This is a genomic window from Streptomyces katrae, from assembly GCF_000966975.1.
GTDB classification, from domain to species: domain Bacteria; phylum Actinomycetota; class Actinomycetes; order Streptomycetales; family Streptomycetaceae; genus Streptomyces; species Streptomyces katrae.
In genome coordinates, this window is sequence record NZ_JZWV01001059.1 from 1 (window position 1) to 1572 (window position 1572).

2 protein-coding genes are annotated in these 1572 nt (G+C 71.4%); one reads left to right on the forward strand and one right to left on the reverse strand.

Annotated elements, in window-relative coordinates; translation table 11 throughout:
- A partial coding sequence (locus VR44_RS32215; RefSeq protein ID WP_045951170.1) for a P-loop NTPase family protein occupies positions 1-834 on the forward strand: 834 nt, incomplete at its 5' end.
- Between the two features lie 6 nt (positions 835-840).
- Here the strand turns inward: VR44_RS32215 and VR44_RS32220 are convergent.
- Positions 841-1413 (reverse strand): GNAT family N-acetyltransferase, encoded by a 573-nt coding sequence (locus VR44_RS32220; RefSeq protein WP_045951171.1) that lies wholly within the window; start codon positions 1411-1413, stop codon positions 841-843.
- Positions 1414-1572: the final 159 nt, after the last annotated feature.

Consider the following 1572-nt stretch of genomic DNA (forward strand, 5'->3'; position numbering starts at 1 on the left):
GTCCTGGTCGTCACGTCCTCCCCCACCCTCTGGCAGGACACCAAGGACGCCCGCGCCAAACTCGGCCCCGTCCTCCTCTACGACCCCTCGCACCTGTGCGACACCCCGGCCCGCATGCACTGGAACCCCGCCGACGGCTGCGCCGACCGCGACACCGCCGCCGCCCGGGCGATCGCCCTGCTGGCCCCCGTACGCCCCCAGGCCCGCCTGGACGCAGCCGTCGCCGACACCGCCGAGACCCTCCTCCGCAGCTGGCTCCAGGCGGCCGCCCTCGACGGCCTCCCCTTCAAGCAGCTGGCCCGCTGGGCCCAGGGCAACGGCTCCCAGGAACCGGTACGGATCCTCCGCACCCACCCCCAGGCCGCCCCGGGCGCCGCCGGCGAACTCGAAAGCGCCCTCATCGCGTACCCCGAACGCCGCGAGCAGGCCCAGTACCTGACGGCCCGTGCCCTGTCCTGCCTGACCTCGGTGCACATCCGCGAGGCCTGCAACCCGAACCGAACGGACGCGCTCACGCTCGCATCGTTCGCCGCGGAAGGGGGCACCCTCTACGTAGTGGGTGAGCCCCTGGAGGACCCCCGCACCCGCCCGGGTGCGATGCCGCTGCTCACCGCACTCGCCTCGCACGTGGTCGAGCACGGCCGCCGCATGGCCGCACGGTCATCCCACGGTCGGCTCGACCCACCAATGACTCTGGTCCTCGAGGACGTGGCGGCCGTCGCCCCCGTCCCCCAGCTCCCCGACCTCCTCACGGACGAGAAGGTCCCCCTCCTCGCCCTGTGCCGCAGCCGCGAACAGGCCCGCGCCCGCTGGCCGGAATGGCCGGTCTCCTAGGCTCCCCTACGGCCGCACGAAGACGTACTCGTGCTCCCTGGCGGTCGGGTCGTCCGGCTTCGGGATCACCAGCCCGCTCGCCCGGAACCCGAACCGCCGGTAGAAGCCGGCGGCCCGCTCGTTGCTCTCGTGCACGAAGAGCCGCGCACGCTCCAGCACCGGTTCCTCCCGCGCCCACACCCACTCCAGCGCCGCCTGGAACAGCGCGTCGGTGAGCCCGCTGCCCCGCTGTTCGGCCCGCACGAACACGCCGACGACATGCGCCTGGTCGGTCTCGACGACCTGCCCAAGAAAGTCCTTGGTCCCCGCGTCCTCGATGAACACGGACACGGATCCGTTCCACTGCCCGTCGGGGGCCTCGGCGATGATCTGCGCGACGTGCACCCCCTCCGCCGCGCCGGCGGCCCGGTCCTGCCAGAACTCGTCCGGCTTGGCCGCGGCCTGCTCGAAGGTCTCCAGGAAGGCCAGCGACGCCACGGGATCGCGCAGCGCGTCCAGGCGCAGTCCCTTGACCTTCTCCCACTCGTCGGCCCGCACGGCCCGGATCACATGCTGCGTGTGCTGCTGCTTCGTTTCCATACCCACGCATCCAAACGTCCCGATCACGGCGGGTCAACAAGATATTGACGGGACATTCGACCCCAAAACGCAGAAAAGCCCCGCACCAGGAGGTGCGGGGCTTTCCCACAATGATTGTTCGGCGGCGTCCTACTCTCCCACAGGGTCCCCCCTGCAGTA